This window comes from Novosphingobium organovorum, from assembly GCF_022832435.1.
Taxonomy (GTDB): domain Bacteria; phylum Pseudomonadota; class Alphaproteobacteria; order Sphingomonadales; family Sphingomonadaceae; genus Novosphingobium; species Novosphingobium organovorum.
In genome coordinates this window covers 1-17,506 of record NZ_JALHLF010000026.1, presented here as the reverse complement: position 1 = coordinate 17,506, position 17,506 = coordinate 1, and the positions used below count along the sequence as shown (strand labels likewise).

19 protein-coding genes are annotated in these 17,506 nt (G+C 68.2%); 1 reads left to right on the top strand and 18 read right to left on the bottom strand.

Annotation, left to right across the window (positions count from 1 at the left end; genetic code table 11):
- Positions 1-2: 2 nt before the first annotated feature.
- From MTR62_RS08935 to MTR62_RS08855, 17 genes are all read right to left on the bottom strand, one after another.
- Positions 3-1,526, bottom strand: coding sequence for a sigma-54-dependent transcriptional regulator (locus MTR62_RS08935; RefSeq protein ID WP_244019305.1), 1,524 nt, complete (start codon positions 1,524-1,526; stop codon positions 3-5).
- Positions 1,526-2,578, bottom strand: coding sequence for a hydrogenase expression/formation protein HypE (gene hypE, locus MTR62_RS08930; RefSeq protein ID WP_244019424.1), 1,053 nt, complete (start codon positions 2,576-2,578; stop codon positions 1,526-1,528). The genes MTR62_RS08935 and hypE overlap by 1 nt, the downstream gene beginning before the upstream one ends.
- A gap of 5 nt (positions 2,579-2,583) precedes the next feature.
- Positions 2,584-3,762 (bottom strand): hydrogenase formation protein HypD, encoded by a 1,179-nt coding sequence (gene hypD, locus MTR62_RS08925; RefSeq protein WP_244019303.1) that lies wholly within the window; start codon positions 3,760-3,762, stop codon positions 2,584-2,586.
- Entirely contained in the window at positions 3,759-4,022 is a 264-nt protein-coding gene (locus MTR62_RS08920) for a HypC/HybG/HupF family hydrogenase formation chaperone (RefSeq protein WP_244019293.1), read from the bottom strand. The genes hypD and MTR62_RS08920 overlap by 4 nt, the downstream gene beginning before the upstream one ends.
- 15 nt (positions 4,023-4,037) lie before the next feature.
- Entirely contained in the window at positions 4,038-4,991 is a 954-nt protein-coding gene (gene hypB, locus MTR62_RS08915; protein ID WP_244019291.1) for a hydrogenase nickel incorporation protein HypB, read from the bottom strand.
- Positions 4,991-5,332, bottom strand: coding sequence for a hydrogenase maturation nickel metallochaperone HypA (hypA, locus tag MTR62_RS08910; RefSeq protein WP_244019275.1), 342 nt, complete (start codon positions 5,330-5,332; stop codon positions 4,991-4,993). The genes hypB and hypA overlap by 1 nt, the downstream gene beginning before the upstream one ends.
- Positions 5,332-6,345, bottom strand: a complete 1,014-nt coding sequence (locus MTR62_RS08905) for a hypothetical protein (protein WP_244019266.1) — start codon at positions 6,343-6,345, stop codon at positions 5,332-5,334. Before MTR62_RS08905 ends, hypA begins: the two co-directional genes overlap by 1 nt.
- Positions 6,342-7,028 carry a [NiFe]-hydrogenase assembly chaperone HybE gene (gene hybE, locus MTR62_RS08900; RefSeq protein ID WP_244019264.1) on the bottom strand — a complete coding sequence of 229 codons (687 nt, stop codon included), beginning with the start codon at positions 7,026-7,028 and terminating at the stop codon, positions 6,342-6,344. Before hybE ends, MTR62_RS08905 begins: the two co-directional genes overlap by 4 nt.
- 4 nt (positions 7,029-7,032) lie before the next feature.
- Complete coding sequence (locus MTR62_RS08895) at positions 7,033-7,269, bottom strand: rubredoxin (protein ID WP_244019262.1); 237 nt, start codon at positions 7,267-7,269, stop codon at positions 7,033-7,035.
- A gap of 3 nt (positions 7,270-7,272) precedes the next feature.
- Positions 7,273-8,145 (bottom strand): hydrogenase expression/formation protein, encoded by an 873-nt coding sequence (locus tag MTR62_RS08890; protein ID WP_244019260.1) that lies wholly within the window; start codon positions 8,143-8,145, stop codon positions 7,273-7,275.
- 13 nt (positions 8,146-8,158) lie between these two features.
- On the bottom strand, positions 8,159-8,593 hold the full coding sequence (locus MTR62_RS08885; protein ID WP_244019257.1) for a thioredoxin domain-containing protein: 435 nt from the start codon (positions 8,591-8,593) through the stop codon (positions 8,159-8,161).
- Positions 8,590-8,907 (bottom strand): HypC/HybG/HupF family hydrogenase formation chaperone, encoded by a 318-nt coding sequence (locus MTR62_RS08880; RefSeq protein ID WP_244019255.1) that lies wholly within the window; start codon positions 8,905-8,907, stop codon positions 8,590-8,592. Before MTR62_RS08880 ends, MTR62_RS08885 begins: the two co-directional genes overlap by 4 nt.
- Positions 8,907-9,623, bottom strand: coding sequence for a HyaD/HybD family hydrogenase maturation endopeptidase (locus MTR62_RS08875; RefSeq protein ID WP_244019253.1), 717 nt, complete (start codon positions 9,621-9,623; stop codon positions 8,907-8,909). The genes MTR62_RS08880 and MTR62_RS08875 overlap by 1 nt, the downstream gene beginning before the upstream one ends.
- 296 nt (positions 9,624-9,919) lie before the next feature.
- On the bottom strand, positions 9,920-10,621 hold the full coding sequence (gene cybH / locus MTR62_RS08870; protein WP_244019251.1) for a Ni/Fe-hydrogenase, b-type cytochrome subunit: 702 nt from the start codon (positions 10,619-10,621) through the stop codon (positions 9,920-9,922).
- 25 nt (positions 10,622-10,646) lie between these two features.
- The gene (locus MTR62_RS08865) at positions 10,647-11,234 is read right to left on the bottom strand and encodes a HupE/UreJ family protein (RefSeq protein ID WP_244019248.1); all 588 of its coding nucleotides are present in this window, start codon (positions 11,232-11,234) and stop codon (positions 10,647-10,649) included.
- A 17-nt stretch (positions 11,235-11,251) separates the two neighbouring features.
- The gene (locus MTR62_RS08860; protein ID WP_244019247.1) at positions 11,252-13,051 is read right to left on the bottom strand and encodes a nickel-dependent hydrogenase large subunit; all 1,800 of its coding nucleotides are present in this window, start codon (positions 13,049-13,051) and stop codon (positions 11,252-11,254) included.
- Positions 13,052-13,053: 2 nt separating this feature from the next.
- The gene (locus MTR62_RS08855) at positions 13,054-14,166 is read right to left on the bottom strand and encodes a hydrogenase small subunit (protein ID WP_268739749.1); all 1,113 of its coding nucleotides are present in this window, start codon (positions 14,164-14,166) and stop codon (positions 13,054-13,056) included.
- Between the two features lie 281 nt (positions 14,167-14,447).
- On the opposite strand from MTR62_RS08855, the gene MTR62_RS08850 reads away from it, so the two are divergent.
- Positions 14,448-16,673 carry a tetratricopeptide repeat protein gene (locus MTR62_RS08850; RefSeq protein WP_244019245.1) on the top strand — a complete coding sequence of 742 codons (2,226 nt, stop codon included), beginning with the start codon at positions 14,448-14,450 and terminating at the stop codon, positions 16,671-16,673.
- Here MTR62_RS08850 and MTR62_RS08845 read toward each other — a convergent pair.
- A partial coding sequence (locus tag MTR62_RS08845; protein WP_244019234.1) for an ATP-binding cassette domain-containing protein occupies positions 16,670-17,506 on the bottom strand: 837 nt, incomplete at its 5' end. The genes MTR62_RS08850 and MTR62_RS08845 overlap by 4 nt on opposite strands.

The window sequence follows — 17,506 nt, the reverse complement described above, 5'->3', positions numbered from 1 at the left end:
GCCTAGTTCGCCGCGCGCCGGGCGATGGGGTGGACGTTCTCCAGCCCGTAACGGTCGAGCTTGGCCCGCAGCCCCACGCGCGAGAGGCCCAGTTCGCGCGCGACCTGGCTCTTGTTCCAGCGGTGGCGGATCAGCGCGTCGCGAATGATCTCGGCCTCGAGCGCCTCGACCCGCTCCTTAAGCGTGCCCGCCGCGTTCGCACCGCGCGCGGCGGAGAGCGCCTGCGCCGGGGCCGGGGTTGACGCAAGGGGCGGGGCGACAAGCGGCGCGACCTGGCCCAGCACCCGGCGCGAGAGCACGCCAACATCGAGCCATTCGCCCTCGGTCCCGCGCACCACCATGCGCTGCACCTCGTTCTGCAATTCGCGCACGTTGCCCGGCCAGGCGTAGGCCGCCAGCCGCGCCAGCGCCTCGGGCGTGACGCCCTTGACCGGCTTGTTCATCGCGCGCGTCGCCTGCGCCAGGATCGCCTCGACCAGCGCGGGCAGATCGCCCGGACGCTCGCTCAGCGCGGGCAGGCGCACGATCATCCCCGCCAGACGGTAAAACAGGTCGGCGCGAAAGCGCTTGGCGCGCACTTCCTCCTCCAGATCGCGGTTGGTCGCCGCGATCACGCGCACGTTGACCTTGCGCGTGGCGACCGCGCCGAGTGGACGCACCTCCCCCTCCTGCAACACCCGCAGCAGCTTGACCTGGAAGGAGGGCGAGACTTCGCCGATCTCGTCGAGGAACACGGTGCCGCCATCGGCGCGCTCGAACAGGCCGACGTGATCGGCGATCGCGCCGGTAAACGCGCCCTTGCGGTGGCCGAACAGCTCGCTTTCGAGCAGTTCGTCGGGCAGCGCGCCGCAGTTCTCGACGACGAAGGGCTTGTCCCAGCGGTGCGAGCCGTAGTGCAGCGCGCGCGCGGCCAGTTCCTTGCCCGTGCCCGAGGCCCCGAACAGCAGCACCGGCAGATCGTAAGGCGCGACGTCGGCCAGCCGCTTGCACACGTCCTCCATCGGGCTGCCCGGCGCGCGCACGATGCCATCCTCGAACGAGAAGGCACGGCGCAGCGTGTCGCGCCGCGCGCCGACCACCTTGTCGGCGTGTTCGGGCAACATCTTGAGCTCGACCGCGAGCAGTTCGTTCTGCCGCTGGAGATCGTAGAGACGGCAGGCCGCCTTGAGCGTCAGGAGGAGGTTGTCGGGGTGCCAGGGCTTGGTGATGTACTGGAAGATGCCCGCTTCGTTGATACCGTCGATGATGTCGTGCGCGTCGGTGTAGCCCGAGATGATCATGCGGATGACCTCGGGCCAGCGCGCCTTCACCTCGCGCAGGAAATCGACCCCGGTGCGATCGGGCATGCGCTGGTCGCACAGGATCACCTGCACCGCCCGCTCCTCCAGATGCCGTTCGGCCGCCGCGGTGCTGGCCGCGGTGAGAACGTCGAAATCGTGATCGAGAATGCGCCGCAGCGATTCGAGCGAGCGGATTTCGTCGTCGACGACGAGAACGACGGGAAGGTTGGCGGGCTGATCGCTCATCAGCAGATCCTGGGCAATTGTTCGCCCGAAAGCCAGTCCACGATGCGCGTGCCACCGATCGCGGTCGTCATCCGGACGAAACCGGGCTGCTCGGCGGTGACCGACCCGATGCGCACGGCCTCGCGCCCCTCGGGGTGGCGCCGCATGACCGCCAGCAGCGGCTCGGCATCGCGGGCGTCACAAATACACACCAGCTTGCCTTCGTTGGCAATGTGCAGCGGGTCAAGCCCGAGCAGCTCGCAGGCCGAGGCCACCTCGCCGCGCACGGGGATCGCCGCCTCGTCGATCGCGATGCCCAGCCGCGTACCCTCGACCAGCTCGTTGAGCGTCGCCGAAAGCCCGCCGCGCGTGGGATCGCGCAGCAGCGCAAGGCCCGGCGCGGCGGCCACCATGTCGGCCACCATGCGGTGCAGCGCCGCGCTGTCCGAGCGGATCGTGGTGCCGAATTCGAGCCCCTGGCGCTGCGACAGGATCGCCACGCCATGATCGCCCAGCGTCCCCGAAAGCAGCACCGCCTGCCCTGCGGCAAGCCGGTCGGGGCCGATCTCGACACCATCGGGCACCACCCCGATGCCGGTGGTGGTGATGAACACCCCATCGCCCTTGCCCCGCTCGACGACCTTGGTGTCGCCCGTCGCGATCGGCACGCCCGCGCGCCGCGCGGCCGCGCCCATCGAGGCGGCGATGCGTTCGAGATCCGCGAGCGCAAAGCCCTCCTCGATCACGAAACCGGCGGTCAGCGCGATCGGCCGCGCCCCGCCCATGGCAACATCGTTCAAGGTGCCGTGCACCGCGAGCGAACCGATGTCGCCGCCCGGAAAGAACAGCGGCGAAATCACATGCCCGTCGGTCGAGACGACGATGCGCCCCTCGGGCCGTTCGAGCCGGGCGACGTCGTGCCCCTGTTCGAGCAGCGGGTTGGCGAAGTGCGGCGCGAAGATGCGGCGGATCAGTTCGGCGGTGGCCCGCCCCCCGCCGCCGTGGCTCATCGTCACGCGCTCGTCCGGGCGGATCGTGGGGCGCCTGCCCGGTTCGCGATCGATCGATTCCATCACGCTCACGCCGCGTCCTCCAGCCCGGCCGCGACGCACGCCCGGTCGGCCGCCATTTCCGCCAGCGTCTCGGCGCGGCGGTAGGTCCAGTAGGCGGCGCAAGCGCCTTCGGAGCTGACCATGCAGCTGCCCATCGGATTATCGGGCGTGCACACCGTGCCGAACAGCTTGCAATCCTTGGGCTTCTTCACGCCGCGCAGGATCGCCGGGCATTCGCACGACTTGACCTCGCGCGAGGTCTTGGCCGAAAGCGCGAACCGGCGTTCGGCATCGAACGCGCCGTAGCTTTCGCGGATGGACAGCGCGCTGTCGGGCACCGAACCGAGCCCGCGCCATTCGAAGGCGGCCCGCCGTTCGAAGATTTCCGCGACCAGTGCCTGCGCACGGGTATTGCCCTCGCGCGTGACGACGCGCGCGTACTGGTTCTCCACCGCAACGCGGCCTTCGTTGACCTGACGGATCAGCATCAGCACCGAATGGAGCACGTCGAGCGGCTCGAACCCGGCGATCACCACCGGCTTGGCGTAGCTTTCGGAGAGAAACTCGTAAGGCTCAGAGCCGATCACCGCCGAGACGTGGCTGGGGCCGAGGAACCCGTCGAGGCGGACCGCCTGCGCGGGATCGATTTCAGGCGCATCGAGGATGTGGCGGATCGCCGCCGGGGTCAGCACGTGGTTGCAGAAGACCGAGAAATTGGTGAGCCCTTCGATCTCGGCCTGGCGGATGGCGAGGGCGGTCGGCGGCGTGGTGGTCTCGAACCCGATGCCCAGGAACACGACCTCGCGATCCGGGTTCTTGCGCGCCACGTCGAGCGCGTCGAGCGTGGAATAGACCATGCGCACGTCGCCGCCCTCAGCCTTCACGCTCATCAGCGAGCGGCGCTTCGAGGCGGGCACGCGCAGCATGTCGCCATAGGAACACAGGATCACGCCATGGCGTTCGACCAGCTCGATCGCATCGTCGAGCCGACGGATCGGCAGGATGCACACCGGACACCCCGGCCCGTGGACGAAGTGGACGTTGGCGGGCACCAGATCCTGCACGCCATAGCGGAAGATCGCATGGGTGTGCCCGCCACAGAACTCCATGAAGTTGTAGTCGCGCGCCGGGTCGACCTCGGCGCGGATCGTCGCGGCCAGCCTCTCGGCCAGCGCGCGGTCGCGAAATTCCTCGACGTACTTCATGCCGCTTCTCCCGCCCCATCGGCCATTTCGGCGATCTCGGCCTCGAGCAGCCCGCCCTCGGCCATCATCGCCAGCGTGCGCTCGGCCTCCGCCTCGCTGATCGTGTGGAGCGCATAGCCGACGTGGAGCAGGACATAGTCGCCCACCGCTACCCGATCGAGCAGCGCGACCGAGATGGTCTTGACCACCCCGCCCAGCGAGACGGTGGCCATCGCGTCATCGTGCAGCGCGGTGACGCGCGCGGGGATGGCAAGGCACATGGCGCGGCCCCTCCCCTATTTCGCCGCGAGCGCCGCAGGCGCTTCGCTGTCAGGCGCGCGGGTGGCGCCCGCCATCAGCGCACCGCCCTTGAGCCACTGCATCCAGGCCGCCATCCCCTCGCCCGAGCGCGCCGAGACACGCAGCACGCGCGCCCTGGGATTGACGCGGCGCACGTTGGCCTCGGCCAGATCGATGTCGAAATCGAGGTGCGGCAGGAGATCGACCTTGTTGAGCAGGACGAGATCGGACGCGGCGAACATGTCGGGATACTTGAGCGGCTTGTCCTCGCCCTCGGTGACCGAGAGGATCGCCACCTTGTGCGCCTCGCCCAGATCGAACCCGGCCGGGCAAACGAGGTTGCCCACGTTCTCGATCAGCAGGACCGAGCCGGCCTGCGGCGCCAGCGCCTCGAGCGCGTGGCCGATCATGTGCGCGTCGAGATGGCAGCCCTTGCCGGTGTTGACCTGGATCGCAGGGACACCCGTAGCGCGGATCCGATCGGCATCGGCACTGGTCTGCTGGTCGCCTTCGATCACCGCGAGCGAAAGCGTCTCCTTGAGCGCTTCGAGCGTCTTGCACAGCAGGCTCGTCTTGCCCGAACCGGGCGAGGAGACGAGGTTGAGCACGAACATGCCCAGCTGCGCAAAGCGCGCGCGGTTGACCGCCGCGTAGCGGTTGTTCTTGCCCAGGATGTCCGCTTCGAGCTGGATCAGCCGGGTCTGGCTCATGCCCGGAACCGAGGTTCCCGCCGGGCCGGTCCCATAGTGCAGATCGCCGTGCGCGCCGTGGTGGTGGTGATGGTCATGCGCGTGGTCATGGTCATGGTCATGGTCATGGTCATGGTCATGGTCATGGTCATGGTCGTGCGCGTGGTCATGGCCGTGCGCGTGATCGTGGTCATGATGATGGTGGTGGCCATGGCCCTCGATGCGGGTTTCGCCTTCGCCGCAGCCGCAAACGGTACACATCAGTAGACCTCCAATTCTCGAATACTCAGGTTCTCGCCGCCCGTCACCTGCAGCTGGTAGCTGCCGCAGTCGGGGCAGGCGTCATAGCGCTGCGCAAGGCCGACCTCGTGCCCGCAGGGCAGGCACCAGGCGGTGGCGGGCTGGACATGGATCTCGAGCCGGGCATCCTGCGCCACCGAGCCCTTCATGACCACATCGAAGCCGAAGCGCAGCGCCTGCGCCTCGACGCCGGAAAACACCCCGATGTCGAGCGCGACGCGCGCGACGCGGGTGAAGCCCTGCCCTTGGGCCTGCTCCTCGATGATCTGGCGGATGCTTTCGCACAGGGCCATCTCATGCATTACAGCGCTCCTTCCATCGGTTCCGTTTCGAACACGAAGGCGTGCTCGACACAGGGATCGATCGCCGCCAGGACCAGCCGCAAGGCCGCCTCGCGCGCCTGGCGCGGCCGATCGAGCGTGCCATCGGCCACCGTCTGCAACCACGCCCGGCCATGGCCGGTGGGCGCGAAAGCCGCGTCGGTGGGCGATACCACGCCATAGTCGGCAATGCGCCCATCGCCCAGCCGCACGGTGTGGACAAGCGTACCGCGCGCGCAGGCCACCTGCGCGTAGGCCTCACCCGCAGCCCCAGACGACACGCGGGTTTCGGGCAATTCCGGCGCGCCGCGCGCGAACGAGGCCGCGAGCCGCGCCAGTTCGACCAGCCGCGCCGCACGGTGCGCGGCCAGACTGCCCGGTTCGAAATCGGCGACGAACGAAGACCCGGCCATGCGCGCCAGCGGCCCATCGGCGCTCGGCGCGGGATGGATCGGCATTTCGCGGTCCGCCAGCGCGCGGTCGAGCAGGTGCGCGGCCTGTGTTTCGCGCGCGAAGACCCACCGGCTGGCGCAGCGCCCGCCTTCGTGCCGGGCTAGCCATTCATCCGGATCGCAGCCGAACACCGCTTCGGCCAGCGTGCGTGCGATTGCGGGGCCATCGCCCTCGCCGCGCGTCGCGGCCATGATCGCGGCGGCGGCGGCGCGCCCGCCCGGTTCACCGTAGAGCGAGGGCCAGACGAGCAGGACGTGCAGCGCGGTCTCGCGCAGCGCTTCCAGGCTCGCGGCGTGGCGCAGCGTGGCCAGCCGCACCGGCTCTGCCGCGTGCCCTTGCGCGGCGCACAGCGCCAGCCAGGAGGCCAGCTCCTGCGCCGACGTGCAGACCGCGAACAGCCGCCCGATCGTCGCGGGAACGGCTTGCGCGATCTGCCCATGAACCAACCGCGCGGCAACGCCTGTCGGCGCATAGGCGATACGCAAGCGCGCGCCGCTTTCCGGCGGAGGAACGGTGATCGCAAGGGCCGGACGGCGGATCATCGGCGCTCTCCTGCCGCGCGGCGGCCAAACCCGAACAGCGCGCGGCGATCGAGGCTCGCCGGGCGCTCGACCAAGGGTTCGGCTTCACCCGGCGAGTGTACCTTGGTGGACGGTGTCACCTCGGCCTGCGCCTCCACCAGCGCGGCGGCTTCCGCCCGTGCCATCGCATCGAGCCGCTCCTGCGCCGAACCTTCGCCCTTGCCCCGGATCATCGCCGCCCTGACATCCTCGCGGTCGTTCTCAGCCGGGCCGGGATGGTCCTGGTCGGGCGCGGTGAACAGAAGGTCGAGCGAAACCTCGGCGGTCTCGATCGCGCTGTCCATGTCGGCAAAATCGAACATCGGTGAAAACAGCGAGCAGCCCCAGTGCCAGCCCAGCGCCGCTTCGTAGGAAGCCAGCGCCTCGTAAGGCCCCGAGGGCAGGACGAAGACCCGGCTGGTGCCGACCCGCAAGCCGCCTCCGCTCACCGTATCCGGCGCCGCGCAGGGCACGAACAGCAGGTTCATGAACCAGGGTGTGACGAGCACGCCGACATGGTTCTCGCCATAGCGCCGCAGCCCGCGCAGCGCCACGTCGAGCCGGCGGTTGAGGATCGGCACCCCCTCCATGCGCGTTTCGGCAATGGTGCGGTAGGTTGCCTCGATCCGGGCGTGAAGGTCGGCCAGCGCGGCGCCCTGGTCCATCGGCTCAGTCCGACACGACCATGAAGTCGGCGCGCGCGCCGTCGCATTCGGGGCAGGTCCAGTGATCGGGCAGCGCGGAAAACGGCGTGCCCGGCGGGATCTGCCAGTAGTCGCAGCCGTCCTTGGGGTCGTAGATGTGCCAGCAGATCTTGCATTCGAGCCGCGCGTCATCGGTCAGCTTGGAGGCATCACCGCCGTAGCTGCCCGCAAAGAAGTGGTCGCTGGAGGGCGCCTGCGCCATCGCTCAGGCCCTTTCCTCGATGTAAATGGCAAGGATTTCGGCCAGCCGTTCGGCGCTGTCGGCGAGGTCCTCGCGCGCGGCAAGCGCGACTTCGGGGATCGGGCTGACCTCGATCGAGTTGAGGATCAGGGTGTCCTGCGAATTATAGTAACGCACCCACCAGGTATCGCGCGTGCCGGTGGCGTGGATGCGGCAGTTGCCGTACCCGCGCGAAAGGATGACCAGATCGCCCTGGCCCAGCACCTGCTTGAGGAACACCAGATCCTCCTCGGTGTGCGGCAGGAGCGAGAGGTTGATGCTGTGCGCCCCCTGCCCCGCGTCGCGCGCATGGGGGACGTGTTCGTTGATCTCGACCACCAGCGCGGGCGCGTTGAAGATGTTGGGCCCGGCGCTCTCGGGCAGCCTGGCGGCGTCCTGCGCCTTGAGGAAGGTGCGCGCGAGCAGCGCCTGCGGGAAGGCCCCGATCTCGGCGTAATCGGCCACCACACGGTCCATCGCATCGCATTCGCGCACGCGCCAGACACCGGCAAGCACCGATTCCTGCGCCTGCGCGTCGGCGCCGCAGACCACCGAGACTTCGCCTTCGCCCAGCAGCTGGTCAACGAACATCAGGTCCTCGCCCGAAAGATGGGTGAGATCGACCCGGCCACCCTCGCCGCCCGCCTCGGCGCGGCGCAGCCCGGCGAGGATCGCGGCAACCGCCTCCAGCGCAGGTCCATGCCCCTCGGCCTGCTCGGCCTCGGGCACGTGGGCGGCGGAAAAGGTCGTCATGCCGCTGGGCATGACCATGTAGTCAAGCGTGGTGCCGTCGAAGCTTTCGGGCTGGCTGCCGGGGCCGACGAGCGCGGGCATGCGCGGGGGTTCGAAGGATGACATGATCAGGCGCTCCTCAGCGGCTCTCGCCGCAACCGGCGGGCAGTTTGAAGGCGGGCGGAGCGCTCGGCTCGCGCCCGAGGATTTCGGGAATTTCGACGAGGTAGTCCGACCAGTCGCGGATCCCCTCGATCGCGCCGAGATAGCCCCCCTCGCGCAGGAAGACGAGCGCGGGAAAGGCGGTGAAGCGGTAGCGGCGCTGGATCTCGCGCTCGTGCTCGCGCGCGCAGACCAGCACGCGGGCATGGCCTTCGAGCGCGGCGTCGAGTTCGGGCAGGACCACGGCAACGTCGTTGCTTTCGGCCAGGCGCCGGTGATCGCCGCAAAGGAACAGGAGAACCAGGGGATAGGCCGCAGCCTCGGCGTCGAGCGCTTCGGGCGTGACGACCGGATAGCGGTGGCGCGCGATGATGCCATCGAGCAGCGGCGAGAAATCGGGTTCGGGGGTCATGACAGCACGGCTCCGTCGCGCAGGTGGGGGGGCAATTGCGGTTCGCGGTCGACGAGGTCGGGGAACGCAGCGGCGATATCCGCCTCCTGTCCGTTCATGATCGCCTCGAGCGCGGTGAGCGCGGCAAGCGAGCGGCGGGCCGCCTCTTCGTCCATCTTCTCGCGCGCGGCGCCCAGGAACGTCATCAGCCAGTCCCCCACGGCCACCTCGCCAACCAGCAAGGTGTCGATCAGGACCTGCGTGCCGCGATCCTCGCACAGCGCGTGCCCCGGGCCCTCGATGGCAAGGACGCGCACGGGAACACCCAGGCACATCAGCGCGACTCCCCGGCGCCAGCGGCCGGAACCTGCGCCACCAGCTCGGCGATCTCGGCGTCGAAATCGGCAGGCGGGACGAAGCCGCCGGTGGACAGCACGCGCTCGTCGCCATGGCGCGGCGCGCTGGCCGCATCGGGGCGTTCGGCTTCGTAGCGTTCGAGCACCATCTCGAGACAGCCGATCCCCTGCTCGTCGGCCAGCGGACGGGCGCGGCGCACGGCCTTGATCCCGAAACCTTCGAGGTATTCGAGCGCGAGGGCGATGGCCGGCTCGATCTTGTCACGCACTTGCGGGCGCAGCGAGCCGCCGTAGTCCTCCAGTTCGACCGGCTGGACGCCGATGAGCAGCTGGTGGACGATCGGATCGCCCAGCACTTCGGCCATCATCAGCACTTCCTGAAAGCCGGTCTGGTGCAGCGAGACCTTCTTGGCGCCCAGGAACTTGGGCACCTCGTCGCCTTCGACGCGCTTCATCGTGCCCGGCTCGAGCCCGTAGTCGACCGCGTCGAACACCACGAGCACGTCGGCCTCGCGGATGGTCTGGATGAGGTAGAGCCCCTGGGTCCCGCCGTCGAGCAGACGCACGTTTTCGGGAAATTCCCAGTGGCGGTGGAGGTGTTCGACCGCGCGCACGCCGAAGCCTTCGTCGGCCCACAGCAGATTGCCGATGCCCAGCACGAGCACGGACGGGGTCTTGTCACCTATGGCAGCCATGTTTTCGCTTTCTCCCGGCATCCGGACCCGACCAGCGGCGGCGGCCACAGTAAGCGCCGCGCACACACTGGAAAGTCTCTTGCCAGATTTCATCACTAGCCTTGATAGCAAGGCACGTGCCAGTTCCTTTCCAGTCGTACCAACGCGCTGAAATCCTTTGCCGCACGAGCCTGCGGTCAAATCGAGTTCGCGAAACTGAAAAGAAAGTATCCAATATGGAAAGAGATTGCTGCAATCGATCTTTCCATAGCAGCAGAACGAAGCGCCGGCGCTTCGCGAAAGGCCAGGCTTCCCGCTCAGTGACGGGGGCGCCCCCCTTCGAAGGTCTTCCAGCCAGACACCATCGAGGAAATGCTCGAATGGCGGCTGAGGATGTCGTCGCGCACCGCGGCGTAGATGTGCACGATAACGAACGAGACGATCACCCACATGCCCAGGTGGTGCCAGGTGTGCACGTCCTGGCTTTCGCCGAACAGCGGGATCACCCAGCTGGTGAACAGCGTGTGGATCACGCCCGGCCCCTCACCCTCGCCATAAAGCGCAAGGCCGGTGACCAGCATGAAGACGATGCCCCACACGAACAGCAGGTGGATCGAGATCTGCGCCAGCGGATTGTGCCCGGCATATGTCTTCGCGCTCTTCTTCATGAGCATGTAGCACTTGAGTTCGTAGAAGACTTCCTTCCAGAACGGTGCGCGGGTGACCGGAATGAAGAACAGCTCGCGCGCGTGAACGTTGCCCACGAAGGCCCAGTAGACGCGCAGCGCAAAGCCGACGAGCAGGATCTGCCCCGAGACGAAGTGGACGAAGCGGATCTTGCCGAACAGGAAGTGCGCGTAAGGCTCGCCGCCGATCGCGGGCAGCGGCTTGCCGATCAGGTAGCCGGTGACGCACAGCGCCAGGATCGCCAGCGCGTTGATCCAGTGCCACAGGCGCACCGGCGCCTCGTAGACGTAGACCGACTGGACGCGCTCGGCCGGAGCGGGACTGCTGGCCATGAGGAACTCCTCCCGTTCCCGACGATCAGGACAGCGCGAGCGCGAGACCCGCGCCGCCGATACCCAGCCCTGCGATCCAGCGTGCGGGCGCCGAAGCGAACAGGCTCGAGCCCATCTTCCAGCCCAGCGCGTGGAGCACGCCCGAGGCGATCAGGAAACCCGCGAAGAAAGTCGCCACCGCGCCCGTCGTCTCGGCGCCGTGGGCCTGCCCGTGGACCAGCGCGAAAAGCCCGATCATCGCAAGGCCGACACGGTTGGACACCAGCGGCGCGGCCAGCAGCAGCGCGGAGAAGACCAGCAGCGAACCCGCGATCAGCGGCTCGACCATGGCGATCGGCCCGGTGAGGAGGCCCAGCACGCCGCCCAGCGTCAGGCAGCCCATGAACACCGCCGGGGCCTGCCAGGCCTCGCTCGGCTTGCGGGTCGCGGCCCACAGGCCCACCGCCAGCATCGCCAGGAGGTGGTCGAGCCCGAGGAAGGGATGCGCGAGCCCGGCCGAAAAGCCGCTCTCGAGGTGGCCGGGATGGGCCAGCGCGGGGCTTGCCACGAGGCCAAGCGCAAGCGCACCGGCCGTTGCGGCGGCGCGCGGGGAAGTGGGAAGGCGTTCGAACATCGTCATCATTCCTTTTCTCAACGCACCTGAACCTTGGTCAGCTCTTCCCCGTCGGGGCCCATCACGTGGGTCGAGCAGGCCAGGCACGGATCGAAGCTGTGCAGCGTGCGCAGGATTTCCACCGGCTCTTCGGCCCGTTCGACCTTGGTGTCGAGCAGCGAGGCTTCGAAAGTGCCGATATTGCCCTCGTTGTCGCGCGGGGTGCCGTTCCAGGTGGTGGGCACGACGCACTGGTAGTTCTCGATCTTGCCGTCCTTGATGCGGATCCAGTGCGCCAGCGCGCCGCGCGGCGCCTCGGTGAAGCCCACGCCCTTGACCTCGCTCGGCCAGGTCGCCGGATCGAACTTGGCGGTGTTGGCGGTCGCCACGTCGCCCGCCTTGATGTTGGCGATCAGCTTGTCGACGAAGTAGAGCTGCGTTTCGGCGGCCCACTGCGCCTCGAGCGCGCGCGCGGCGGTGCGGCCCAGCGTCGAGAACAGCGCCTCCATCGGCAGGCCGAGCGCGGAAAGGCACCCGTCGACCTGCTCCTTGATGTCCTTGCGACCCTGCTGGTAGCCGATGATGTAGCGCGCCAGCGGCCCCACTTCCATCGCGTGGCCGCGCCAGCGCGGCGCCTTGATCCACGAATACTTGGCGCCCTCGTCCAGCTCCTCGATCCGGGTCGAGGTGCCCTTTGCCTTGGGACCCAGCACGTAGTTGGGCTCGGTGATCCCGTCCCAGGGGTGCAGGCCCTTGCTTTCATCGGGGTAGGAATACCACGAGTGCGGCACGAATTCCTGCACCTGTTCGGGATCGGTGAGGTCGACCGGGTGAATGTCGGTCAGCTTGCCGTCGACGATGGCGCCGTGCGGCATCATCAGGTTGGCCGGGCTGTAGTCGTTGGCCCTGTCGGGAATGTCGCCATAGGCCATCAGCGCCTTGTTCGACAGGCCCGCACCGTAGAGCCAAGTCTTGTAGAACTTGCCGATCGCGATGACGTCAGGAACGTAGACGTTCTTGACGAAATCGATGCACTTCTGGGTGATCTTGCGCACGTAATCGAGCGAGACCATGTTGATCGGCGCGCCCGCGGCCATGTCGCCATCGATGTTGATCGCGCACGGCACGCCGCCCACCAGCCAGTTGGGGTGGATGTCCTTGCCGCCGAAGATCGTGCGCACGGTCATGATCTCGCGCTGGAAGTCCAGCGCCTCGAGGTAGTGCGTCACCGCCATGAGGTCCGCCTCGGGCGGCAGCTTGTAGGCCGGGTTGGTCCAGTAGCCGTTCTTGAACGGGCCAAGCTGCCCGCTCTCGACGAACTTCTTCAGGCGCGTCTGGATGTCGCGGAAGTAGCCCGGCGAGGAGTTGGGGTGGCTGGGCGAGACCATCTGCTGCAACTCGCTGGTCGCCTTGGGGTCGGCCTTGAGCGCGTTGACCGGGTTGACCCAGTCGAGCGCGTGGAGATGGTAGAAGTGGACGAGGTGATCGTGGACCTGCAGCGAGAGCTGCATGATGTTGCGGATCGAGTTCGCGTTCTCGGGAATGGCGATGCCCAGCGCGTTCTCCACCGCGCGCACCGAGGTGAGCGCGTGGGTGCCGGTGCACACCCCGCAGATGCGCTGGACGAAAGCCCAGGCGTCGCGCGGATCGCGGCCCTTCACGATCACCTCGAGCCCGCGCCACATGGTCCCGGTGGAGACCGCGTTGCGGATCACGTTGTTGCTGTCGAGATTGACCTCGCAGCGCATGTGCCCTTCGATGCGGGTGACGGGATCGACGACGACGCGCTTGCCCGAATTGTCGAGTGTGTAGCCGTTAGGCGTGGCGAGCGTGACCATGCTCAGGCGTCCTCATGCGTATTTTTGGAAGTGTCGGAGGAGGGTGCGTCCTTCGAACGCGCGCGCTTGACCGCGCTCGCCGCGGCGTGGGCGATCACGCCGGCTCCCACCAACCCGGCCGCCGCGCCGCCGATCTGGTCGGCGTTGGCCTCGATCCCGAAGCCGTTGATGTCGGTCAGCCGGTCGTAGAAACTACCCTTGTCCCAGAAGCCGTCTTCCGAGCAGCCCAGGCAACCGTGGCCGGCCTGGATCGGGAACGACAGCCCACCGTTCCAGCGCACCGTCGAGCAGGCGTTGTAGGTCGTCGGGCCCTTGCAGCCCACCTTGTAGAGGCAGTAGCCCTTGCGCGCGCCCTCATCGTCGAAATGCTCGACGAACTGCCCGGCATCGAAGTGCGGCCGACGGTAGCACTTGTCGTGGATGCGCTGCGAATAGAACATCTTCGGGCGCCCCTGGTTGTCGAGTTCGGGGAAGCGGTCGAAGGTGAGGATGTAGCTGATGACGCCGGTCATGACTTCGGCGATCGGCGGGCAGCCGGGCACCTTGATGATCGGCTTGTCGGCAAGGCCCGGCACCTTGTGCACCGGGGTCGCCTGGGTCGGGTTGGGCCTTGCGGCCTGGACGCAGCCCCACGAGGCACACGAGCCCCAGGAGATGATCGCCTTGCAGTGATCGGCCGCTTCCTTGAGCTGTTCGAGGAACGGGCGCCCGCCGATGATGCAGCTCATGCCTTCCTGGTTGAGCGGCGGATTGCCTTCCACCGCGAGGATGAAGTTGCCATCGTACTTCTCGATCGTCTCGGCGATGATCGCCTCGGCTTGGTGTCCGGCGGCGGCCATCAGCGTATCGTCGTAGTCGAGGCTGATCATCGAGAGGATGACATCCTTGGCCAGCGGATGCGCCGAGCGGATGAAGCTTTCCGAGCAGCAGGTGCATTCCAGGCCGTGGAGCCAGAGCACCGGAAGGCGCGGCTTGGTCTCCATCGCGTGGCGGATCTCGTCGGCGTGGGCCGGACTGAGCCCCAGGGCTGCGGCCGTAAGCGAGCAGAACTTGTTGAAACTGCGGCGGGTAATACCCTGACGCCGCATCACGTCATAAAATGTTTCGGTTGCCATTCGGCCGCCTTCCCCGGTTCTTCGAGTTACTCGGTGAATTCCTGTGTCCGGGCTTATTAGCAAGAGGCGTGCCAAAGACCGCAAAGAGCCGATTTTCCCGCCCCGCCCTCGCCGTGGTGGAAGCGGGCCTTCCAGGGTGGAAAGCAAGATCGCACCCCTCCGATCGACGGCCTCCGGTGACGGCCCTACGGAGTTGTGCGGAAGAGCGCGCACACGGCGCGTCCACCACGTTCCTCTATCGCTCGATGCGTCACAGGCCTTGGGGAAGGACTTGCGCAGCCATGAGCGGCTTGGAAACGTTACTTATCAAGGCCAAGGGCGCGGCCAAGCGCGGCGATGCCGATGCCGCCCGCGCGATCTATCACGACGTCCTGCAACGCCACCCCAACAACACGCGCGCGCGCGCCGCGCTGCGCGCGCTCGACGAACCGGCCGGAACCCCGGCGCAGCACCGCTTCGATGCGCTGGTCAGCGCCTATCGCGACGGGCGCATGCAGGAAGCCGCGCAGGAAGGCGCCCGGCTCGCACGAGACTTTCCCCATTCGCACGGAGTGCAGAACCTCTATGGCGCCGCGCTGCTGGCGATCGGGGACAACCCGGGCGCGCGCGACGCCTTTCGCGCCGCCATCGCCGCCGATCCCAACGCCTATGCCAGCTACAACAACCTGGCCATCGCGCTGCGCCGCGAGGGCGACGAGGACGCCGCCGAGGCGACCTACCGCGAGGTCATCGCGCGCGCGCCGGTCTATGCCGATGCGCGCTACAACCTCGCCAACCTGCTCGAACAGGCCGGGCGCGACGAAGAGGCCGCGCACTACTTCGCGCAGGCCCTCGCGATCGATCCGGACTATGTCGATGCCTACTACAACCTGGGCAATCTCAATGCGAAGCTGGGCCGGCGCGAGGACGCCATCGCCTGCTACGAATGGGCCATCCACCTGCGCCCCGACCATGGCGATGCGATCAACAACCTGGGCGGCGAACTGCTCGCGCTCGACCGGATCGATGCCGCGCTCGACTTCTTCGAGCGGGCGCTGGTGATTGCGCCCGGCAACACCAAGGCCATGGTCAACCGGGGCAAGGCGCTGATCCTCAAAGGGCGGCTGCCCGACGCCGTGGCCTCCTTCCGCGCCGCCCTGCTGCGCGAACCCAACGACGCCTCGGCCCGGCTCCAGGCGCTGTTCGAGGAAGCCCACATGTGCGACTGGCACGCGCGCGGCGAATACGCGCTGACGCGCCTGTCCGACGTATCGGCGGTGCAGCCCTTCGCCTCGCTGCCGTTCTGCGACGATGCGCTGCACCAGTTCGAGCGCTCGCGCGCCTGCGCGCGGCGGATGTTTCCGCCTGCCCCCGCAACGCTTCCAACCCCCGCCCCGGCCCCCGACGGGCGCATTCGCCTGGGCTACTTCTCGGCCGACTTTCATAACCACGCGACCCTGTATCTGATGAGCGGGCTGTTTCGCGAGCATGACCGCGAACGCTTCGAGGTCCGGCTCTACAGCTATGGCCCGCAGCGCGAGGAAGACGCCTGGCGCGCCCGGCTCAAGGGCGAGGTCGACGCCTTTGTCGAGATCGGCGCGATGACCGACGAGGACATCGCCGCGCGCGCCAGGGCGGACAACCTCGATATCGCGATCGATCTCAAGGGGTACACGCGCGGCACGCGCACGCGCGTCTTCGGGCACCGGCTGGCGCCGGTCCAGGTCAGCTACATGGGCTACCCCGGCACGCTGGGACACGCCTGCATGGACTATTTCATCGCCGATGCCATCGCCTTGCCACAAGGCGGCGAGCGCGCCTTCAGCGAGAAGATCGTGCGGCTGGCGGGGTGCTACCAGGCCAACGACAACACCCGCACCATCGTACCCGACAGCGGCGGGCGCGCCGCGCATGGCCTGCCCGAAACCGGGTTCGTCTTCGCCAGCTTCAACCACACCTACAAGATCTCGCCCGCCGAATGGGACATCTGGATGCGGCTGCTCGGCGCGGTCGAGGGCTCTGTGCTGTGGCTGCTGCGTTCCAACCCGTGGGCCGAAGTCAATCTCACGCGGGAAGCCAGGGCGCGCGGGATCGATCCGGCCCGGCTGGTCTTCGCCCCCGCAATCGCGCACGGCGAACATCTGGGCCGGCTCGCGCTCGCCGACCTGTTCCTCGATACCTTCGCGGTCAACGCGCACACCACCGCGAGCGATGCCCTGTGGGCCGGGCTTCCCGTGCTCACCCGCTGCGGCGATCAGTTCGCCGCGCGCGTGGCGGCCAGCCTGGTCACCGCCGCGGGCCTGCCCGAACTCGCCACGACCAGCGCGGCCGACTACGAAGCCGTGGCGCTCGCCCTCGCGCGCCACCCCGAACGCCTTGCCGAACTGCGCGCGCGGTTGGCCGCCAACCGGCTGACCTGTCCCCTGTTCGACACCCAGGCCTATACCCGCCGGGTCGAAAGCGCCTTTGCCACGATGCACGCGCGCCACGTCGAAGGCCGCGCGCCCGAAGCCTTCGACGTGGATTAGAGCTCCACACGCCGCGTTATCCCGATCGCCTCGAGGAAGGCCGCATCGTGGCTCACCACCAGCAGCGCCCCGGTAAAGCCCACCAGCGCCTGTTCGAGCAGTTCGAGCCCCGCAATGTCGAGATGGTTGGTCGGCTCGTCGAGCACCAGCAGCCAGGGCGGCTCGCCGCCGCCCGCAAGGCAGGCGAGCCCGGCGCGCAGCCGCTCGCCCCCCGACAGCGTGTCGACCGCCTGCAACGCCCGTTCCCCGCGAAAGCCGAAGCGCGCCAGCGTCGCACGCGCGGTCTCCTCCGGCTCGTGCGGGTTGGCGCGGCGATAATTGGCAAGAATGTCGCCCCGGCTGTCCAGCTGCCCCAGATGCTGGTCGAACCACGCGATCCGCCCTGTGCCGCGCTGCACGCGGCCCGCCGTGGGTGCCAGATCGCCGGTCAGCAGCCGCAGCAAAGTCGACTTGCCCACCCCGTTCGCACCGGTCAGCGCCACGCGCTCGGGGCCTGTGAGCGTCAGTGTCCAGGGGCCGAAACGCCGCCCCTCGCGCTCGAACACGAGCTCCTCGCAGGCAAGCACCCGCGCGCCCGAGGGTACCGCCGGCGAAGGCAGGCGAATCGCGATCGGCACCAGCACCTCGACCTGCTCGCGCGCCGCGGCGAGCCGCTCCGACGCTTCGCCCTGCTGGCGCTCGGCCAGCTGGTCGAGCCGCGCGCCGCTGTTCTGGGCCCGTTCGGCCTGGCGCCCGAGCAGAATCGTCGCCTGCGATCCTCCCGCCGCATAGGCCCGGCCCGCCTTGTCGCGCCCCTGCTTGGCTTCCTTGCGCGCCTGCGCCTCGCGCCGCAC